This is a genomic window from Peterkaempfera griseoplana (assembly GCF_001418575.1).
GTDB lineage: Bacteria > Actinomycetota > Actinomycetes > Streptomycetales > Streptomycetaceae > Peterkaempfera > Peterkaempfera griseoplana.
In genome coordinates this window covers 23,919-31,494 of the sequence record NZ_LIQR01000070.1, presented here as the reverse complement: position 1 = coordinate 31,494, position 7,576 = coordinate 23,919, and the positions used below count along the sequence as shown (strand labels likewise).

Here is a 7,576-nt window from a genome sequence, read left to right as displayed (position 1 = left end):
CCTCGCACCCGAGCAGCGCGGCGGCAGCGTCGCACGCCGCCTGATGGGCGGAGAGCAGCGCAGCCCCCACGGCCGTTCGGTCCCGTCCCGGCGGCCGGGCGATGGCGATGGCGGGGTGCCGCCACGGTGGCACCCAGGTGTCGAGGTCGGCCAGGCCGCCGGGGAAGATCCTCCCGGCCTCACGGACGAGCAGCTGGGCCAGGTCGGCTCCGGCGGCGCGCAGGCTGGTGATCAGGGTGGGCAGCCAGGGCAGCAGCAACGGGTCGGGGAGGCGGCCGAAGGCCTGGGAGACCGCCTCCACCACGATGTCCGTCAGCCCCGGCACGGGTTCCAGGGCGTGGACCAGGCCGCTGAGGTAGCGCGGGTAGGTGGGCAGGACGAGCGGGTTGCCGAGCAGTTCGTCGCACCGCTCACGCAGCTCGTCGCGGGACAGGCGGCCGAGCTGGACCTGGGCGGCCCACAGCAGGGCGACCTTGGAGGGCTCCTCGGGGTGGGACTGGGCGACGGCGAGTTCCAGCTGGGTGTGGTCGCAGCCGAGCGACAGCGCGAGGGACTCCAGGGTGAACAGGAACCCGAGCATCGCCGCGATCTGACGGGTGGTCGCGTCCTCGTCGGCGAACGCGCGCGGCAGCAGGGTGCAGTAGTGCGCATAGCCGGTGGTCACAAAGGACTGGATCCAGGCCGGCAGCACCGGTTCGCTGGTGCGGTAGTGGCCGAGCAGCCGCCGGATGCGGCGCAGGACGTCGGGGGCGCTGTCCACGGTCCGCTCCTGGGCCAGGACGTGCAGGGCGTGGCTGCCGAGTTCCTCGGCGAGCCGGCCGGAGCGCAGGAGGAGGACGGCGTCCTCGACCGCCCCGAGGACCTGGGCGGTGGTGGCCTGCGGGTGGTAGGCGGTGCGGCGCAGCCGCTGCTCCAGGACCTGCTCGACGCTGACGCCCTCGTAGCCGAGTTCGATCAGGGCCCGCTGGTGGGTGCCGAGGGCGACGTCCCAGGACTCCTGGATGGGGCGCCGGCCCAGTTCGCGTTCGCCCATGATCGGGCGGACGGCGCCCGCCGGCATCAGGTGGCGCAGCATCCACAGCAGGTCGGAGCAGCGCTCCAGCTCGGGCCGGGTGCGGATGTCCAGCAGGGCGCGTCTGACGCCGCGCTGCTGCAGGTCCAGGCCCAGCGGGGCGAGCCGGTCGTGGACGTCCCGGGCGAGCGGCGGCAGGGCGGCGTAGCCGACCCGGCCGATCCGGTCGCCGCCCATTATGATCTCCACCAGGCGCCGCACGTCCCGGCGGCCCGGGACGGTGTCCTTCTCGATGCAGGTGACCGCCGCGTCCTGGAAGTCGTACGGGGTGGGCTTCGCCCGGTCCCGCATGCCGGCGAGCAGGATCGCGTGCTCGAAGACGGCGATGGCGTCGGCCGTGGAGGCCAGGTAGCCGTTGCGGCGGGCGGCGTGGACGATGTCGACGGACCAGCCGAGCAGCTCGGCCTCGTCGAGGGTGTCCAGGGCGCCCGGCCGCTGCAGGAACCCGGTGAGCCGGTCCTCCGCCGGGGCACCGGCCCGGGGAGCGGCCGTGGCGGGGGCGCGGGCCGGGGTCCTCCCGGTCGCCCTGCGCCCGCCGGCCTGGCCCTCCAACCGGAACGGCACGGTGCGGGTGCGTCTGAGGTTCTTGGCCCACTGGGCCGCGGCGATGGACACCGACCCCGGGGCGAGGCCGAACTGTGCCTCGATGGCGGTGTGGCTGGACGGGATCAGCCCGTACTGCCATGTCGTACCGGTCCGCGGGGAGATCTCGTAGGTGTCGCTCCCGGCGCTGCCGAACTCGGCGACGCGGCTGGCGGCGTGGAACGCCCCGCAGACGAACACCGCGTCCCCCGGGTCGGTGCCGGTGGCGGCCAGGTGCTCGCGCACACGCGTCCACATGTACCGCTCCCGGTCCTCGTCCACCCGGATCCGCTCGGCGTCGCCGGGGGCAAGGCGCCGGAAGAGGGAGCCGATCAGGAACATCACCTGGCGGTAGGTGTCGTGGTCGGCGTCGCCGAGCGGCAGTTCGACGAACTGGTGCCACCACTCCGACCAGTGCCGCACCCGGCCGTTGCGCAGCAGATGCTCCTCCAGCTGCGCGAATCTGGGACGCAGGTCGCCGATCTCCACACCCACCGCGTCGCCGTGCAGCCCCGACTCCTCCTCACCGGGCTCGCCCGGCGCGGTGTCGGCGGTGCGGCGCGGCTCCCACTGGAAGACGTGGTCGCTGGAGCGGTCCACCAGGACCAGCTCGACACCGGGGGTGCTCTGGGCGTAGGCGATGGCCTGGTACTCGGCCGACGCCTCGGTGATGGGCGCGACCACGGACAGCGGCGCCCACTGGGCGGGGAAGCCGTCCAGCTCGGTCGCGAAGCTCTGCACCGCCACGGGCAGGGTGCAGTTGCGCAGCTCCGGCAGCAGCGGCGCCAGATCCTCGCAGAGCTCCAGGTAGATCACCGCGGGCTGCTTCTCGCGCAGCCGCCGGGCCATGGCGACGGCGGAGGCCGGGCTGTGGTGGCAGACGGGGAAGACCTCCAGCGGTTCGCGGACGGCGCGGTCGACGTCGTCGACCATGCCGAGCAGGAGGCCCTGCAGGGCGTCCGGGCCGTCAGCGAACGCGGCTGCGGCGTCCTGGAGTTGGGTACGCAGGGCGTCGAACACGCCCCCGGGACCGGTGCCGCTCATGCGAGGGCCTTCAGCGCGCCCTGGCCGCCCTGGAGGAACTCGGTCCAGTCCCCGCTGTTCTCACCGCGCGGAGCGACGACACCGTGCAGGTACTTGCTGAGGATGGCCGTGTCCTCGTCCCGGCGGGCCAGCGAGCCGACGAGGGAGCCCGCCAGCGTACGCGCGCTCAGGGCCCGCTCCCCGAAGAAGTTGCTGTGCAGGATGGCGTCCTCGAGCACGCCGATCTGCTCGGCGCTGGAGAGCGCCGACTCCAGGCGCTCGTCGTCGCTGCCGGCCGCCGCGGAGGCCTCGCGCAGGTCGGCGAAGCTCTGCAGCAGCACGTCCAGCAGCGTCGGCGGTACGTCCAGGTCGATCTCGTGGCGGCGCAGCAGCTCCTCGGTACGGAAGCGGACGATCTCCGCCTCGCTCTTCCTGCTGGTGACGACGGGGATGCGGACGAAGTTGAAGCGGCGTTTCAGGGCGGAGGAGAGGTCGTTGACGCCGCGGTCCCGGCTGTTGGCGGTGGCGATGACCGAGAACCCCGGCTTGGCGAACACGATGTTGTCCGTGTCCAGCTCCGGCACCGAGATGTACTTCTCGCTGAGGATGCTGATGAGGGCGTCCTGGACGTCGCTGGTGGCGCGGGTGAGCTCCTCGAACCGGCCGATCGCACCGGTCTCCATCGCCGTCATGATCGGGGAGGGGATCATCGACTCCCGGGACTGGCCCTTGCCGATCACCATCGACACGTTCCACGAGTACTTGATGTGGTCCTCGGTGGTGCCGGCGGTGCCCTGCACCACCAGGGTGGAGTCGCGGCAGACCGCGGCGGCGAGCAGCTCGGCCAGCCAGGACTTGCCGGTGCCGGGATCGCCGATCAGCAGCAGCCCGCGGTCGGAGGCGAGGGTGACGATGGCGCGCTCGACGATCGACGCCTCGCCGAACCACTTCTGCTCGATCCTGCGGTCCAGCCGGTCGCCCGGCTGGGAGCCGAGCACGAAGGTGCGGACCATCTTGGGCGACAGCCGCCAGGTGAAGGGCTTGGGGTCGGTATCGCAGGACTCCAGGAAGGCAAGCTCGTCGGCGTACTTGAGCTCGGCGGGGGCGCGCAGCAGGTCGGACATGTCAGGGATCCTTTTCTGGGCTCTAGGCGAGGAAGTTCTTGAGCTCAGCGATGAGCTTGCGGATGTGGCCGGAGAGCACCGGCGTGCCGAGGTCCTTGAACCGCTCCCGGAACCAGGGGTTGACGGAGCCGCGGCCCGCGCTGGTGACGGAGCCGACGGGGATGAACCTCGCCCCCGAGCGGTGGATGGCGGCCATGCTCTGGAACAGCTGCTCGCAGCGGGACTCGTAGAAGTCGCTGATCCACACCACCACGGTGTTCCGCGGGTCGGAGACCCTCGGCTGGACCAGGTTCATCGCCACGGTGCCGTCGGTGCCGCCGCCGAGCTTGGTGCGCAGCAGCGTCTCGAACGGGTCGTGCACCCAGGGGGTCAGGTCCAGGGCCTGGGTGTCGTAGGCGACCAGGTGGACCCGCACCCGGGGCAGCCCGGTGAAGATCGAGGCGAGGATGGTGCAGTTGACCATGGAGTCGACCATCGACCCGGACTGGTCGACGACGACGATCAGGTCCTGCGGCAGCGTCCTGCGGGCGGTGTGCCGGTAGAAGAGCTGGTCGACGTAGAGCCGCTCGCTGTCCGGGTCCCAGTTGGGCAGGTTCTTCCAGACGGTGCGCTGCAGATCCAGGTTGCGGAAGGTCCGCTTGGGCGGGACCGAGCGGTCCAGCTCGCCGACACCGGCCTTCTCCACCTGGGTGCGGAGCACCTTGGCGACCTCGTCGACGAACCGGCGGATCAGGCGCTTGGCGTTGGCGAGGGCGACCCCGTCGAGGTTGCCCTTGTCGCGCAGCAACTGCTCGATCAGCGACATGCTCGGGGTGATCTGCGCGGCGAGCCCGTTGTCGGCCAGCAGCTCCCTCAGCCGCATCCGTCTGACCAGGTCCGCCTCGATGGACGCCAGCTCCGGGCCGATCTGCGGGATGAGCACGTCCAGGTTCGGGGACGCCCCGGGGCCGCCGGTGCCGGTCGGGCCGACCCCGCCGCCGGGGCGTCCGGAGCGCAGGTGGCCCGGCTGGCAGCCCAGCGCCCGCTCCAGCCACCCGGCGTCCGACTGCCAGCGCGCCAGCTGCCCGGCGGTGACCTCCCCCGCCCCGGTGGCGAACGCATTGAGCAGCACCTTGGACACCAGGGCTGCGCTCCGCACCTCCGTGTCGCGATCGCGGGGGGCGTCCGGGTCCGGCACCATCAGCGCGTCCAACTCGGCGGCCAGCTGCGGATGTCGCTGCACCACCGCGTCGATCGACGCGCCCGGGTCGAGCAGCGCAGCCGGCAGGCCCAGGTGCTCCACGACCTCCAGCGACGCGGTCTCCAGCGCCGGCTGCTCCTCCGGGTCGAACAGGCGCGCCAGCATGCGCCAGTACAGGACCTGACGACGGTTCGCCTGCCGGTCGGCGGCCGACTCCCCGGCAGCCGCGACCGTGGTGACTGCGGTCCGGTCGATGTGGTCGGTCATCGGCGCAGCAGCCTTCCCGCGCGTTCGTGCAGCGCTGCGACGGCGTCGGCGGCCGCCTTCTCCGCCTTGGCCGCGTTCTTGTCGCTGGTGCCGCCCGCCCATGCTCCGGCCTGCACCGACGCGGCCTTGTTCCGGACGGTGGTCCGGACCGCGAGCGGTTGCAACCGGAACTCCCCGCAATCCCAGCGCAGCAGCCCGATACAGGCCCCGGACGCGGCCACCGCCTGTGCGGTGAGCGGCGACGCGGCCGGGACACGGCTCGCATCGACCGTCAGGCGCCCTGCGGCCGAGGCCAGCACCAGGGCCTCGCCGTCGCGTTCGACGGTGTAGCCCTCCACCAGGACGGGCTCCGCGATCCGCGCCGGATGCCGGTCCAGCGGTGCGGCCGGCCCGCCCGTCACGGCCGGGAGGGCCACCCGGGCGGTGGCGAACACATCGGTCTGCTCACCGGGACGGGCGTGCTCGTCGCTCCACAGGAGATCGCCCTCACCGGTCACGGGCATTCCGGTCAGCTCCACAGCGCGGCCGTCCCCGGCCGCGGCCAGCAGCGACAGGTGCGGGCGCAGCAGCTGCCACAGGCCGGCGCCGACCACGGTGTCCGGCTTCGGCGCCGACACCGACGCCCGGACAAGGCGCGACGGGCCGCCGTCGGCAGGCTCCAGGACCGCGTGCACCTGCGCCTGGACGGCGGTCGCGTGCTCGTGCACATCCACGCCGAGCGGCAGCAGCCGCCCGCTCACCGGGGTCGCCGCCGGCGCGGTGAGCGCCCCGGGCCGGGTCAGCAGCATGCCGCGCGTCCACAGGTCCGCCCAGCGGCGCAGCGGTATCCGGTCGAGCGTCCGGCCCGGGCAGGAGGCGGCGAGTTCGGCGGCGAAGCCGTCCAGCAGCAGCGCCGGCCTGCGGAGCGCCGGGTCGGAGAGCAGCGCGGAGACGACCGGCGCCGCGGCGGACACCAGCTCATGGTCCATGCCCCGCCACCCGGCCCGGGCCAGGTCGCACAGCCAGGCGCGGGCCGCGGTCAGCAGGTTGGGGCTCGGGGTCTCGCCCGGTACGAACGCCTCGGCGTCGTCCCGGGTGCGGCCGGTGGCCTCGTCCACGCGGGCCAGCAGCGCATCGTGGACCGCCCCGAGGAGGGCGGTGCGCGCGGCGGCAAGCGCGGTGAGGTGCTCTTCGTCCGCCACCCCGGCCGCGGCCTTCCCGGCCGCCTCCGCGACCCGGTCGGCCAGCGGGGACGCGGCGACCGCGTCGGCCAGTGCGGCGAGGCCTGCGGCCTGGGCGGGCTGGGGGCGCAGCAGGCCGCCCGCGAGGGCCTGGTCGAAGGCGTCGACGGCGGCCAGTGCCTCGGCGAGACCGGGCAGTTCACCGAGGAGCAGGTCGAGCCGCATCACGCCACCGCCCCGACGGCGGGGAACCAGTGCATCTCCGGCACCGGCGCGGTGGTCGCCGGCAGTTCCAGATAGGTCAGATGGCGCAGGAACCGGGCGAAGACCTGCCCCGCGACGGCGGCACCGTCATCGGCCTGCTGCGGGCGGCCGGCGCCGATCGCCTGCGTGATCTGCTGTGCGGCCGGGTCTGCGTCGGCGGTGTCGGTCTGCAGGTAGCGGGCGACACGGCCGCCGCCGTACTGCAGCACGGCCTCACCCGTCAGGGCCAGGATGTGGTTGCAGAGACCGCCGCGCAGGCCTCCGCACGGCCGGTTGTTGTTGGTGCGGCACACCAAGCCGAAGCTCCCCGCCGCAACCGACGACACATACACCCGCGAGATGTCCGAACCGCTGGACACCACGCCCTGCAGACGGCCCTCGGCGAGCTCGACGAACGGGACCTTCGCAAGCTTGCGCGGCCGCGCGGGCGGGACCACGCGGGACAGGCTCGACTCCTCCCAAACGGGCAAGGCGGTGCCTCCTCAGGCAGGCAGAAAGGGGGATCACGCCGGAGCGGCGGAACTCGATCAACGTACAAGCCGCCACTGACAGCGCGTCCGGAGCCGGGGCCGCAGCGGGAGGGCGGCCCCGGTCGCCACCGTCCGATTCGCCGCCGATACCAGCGTCCCCTTGTCCTGTGGACGACACCGCTGATGTGAGTCCCCGCACGCCTGGGAGGGGATCCGTGCCAGGGGAGGAAGCCGCTGGGCGAGTGAGCGGCGGGGGCGGCGACGAAACCGGTGAGCTGCCGGCCGGCCCGCAGGCGACGCCGGAGGCAGGACGGCGACCCCCGGGGGTCACGGCCGCCGTCCCCCCGCCGCTCGGCGGACCGCTGACCGCCGCGGCGGTACGCCCTGCGGCCGGGGAGTCGCGGAGGCCCGCCGCAGGGGCCACGACGGGGTGA

General features: G+C 73.4%; 5 protein-coding genes. All 5 read right to left on the bottom strand.

Annotated elements, in window-relative coordinates:
• Positions 1–2,698: DUF5682 family protein (locus AOK09_RS05740; protein ID WP_055586020.1), on the bottom strand; the 2,698-nt coding region annotated here is incomplete at its 3' end.
• Entirely contained in the window at positions 2,695–3,801 is a 1,107-nt protein-coding gene (locus AOK09_RS05735) for an ATP-binding protein (RefSeq protein WP_055586019.1), read from the bottom strand. The genes AOK09_RS05735 and AOK09_RS05740, both read right to left, overlap by 4 nt.
• 22 nt (positions 3,802–3,823) lie before the next feature.
• Positions 3,824–5,248, bottom strand: coding sequence for a vWA domain-containing protein (locus AOK09_RS05730; protein WP_055586018.1), 1,425 nt, complete (start codon positions 5,246–5,248; stop codon positions 3,824–3,826).
• A complete protein-coding gene (locus AOK09_RS05725) occupies positions 5,245–6,663 on the bottom strand; it encodes a hypothetical protein (protein ID WP_079062786.1) in 1,419 nt (472 codons plus the stop codon). The genes AOK09_RS05730 and AOK09_RS05725 overlap by 4 nt, the downstream gene beginning before the upstream one ends.
• Entirely contained in the window at positions 6,633–7,142 is a 510-nt protein-coding gene (locus tag AOK09_RS05720) for a hypothetical protein (protein ID WP_079062785.1), read from the bottom strand. Before AOK09_RS05720 ends, AOK09_RS05725 begins: the two co-directional genes overlap by 31 nt.
• Between the last annotated feature and the right edge of the window lie 434 nt (positions 7,143–7,576).

Coding starts and splice junctions, on each gene's coding strand:
- AOK09_RS05735 (WP_055586019.1), bottom strand. CDS start 3,801: ATGTCCGACCTGCTGCGCGCCCCCGCCGAGCTCAAGTACGCCGACGAG.
- AOK09_RS05730 (WP_055586018.1), bottom strand. CDS start 5,248: ATGACCGACCACATCGACCGGACCGCAGTCACCACGGTCGCGGCTGCC.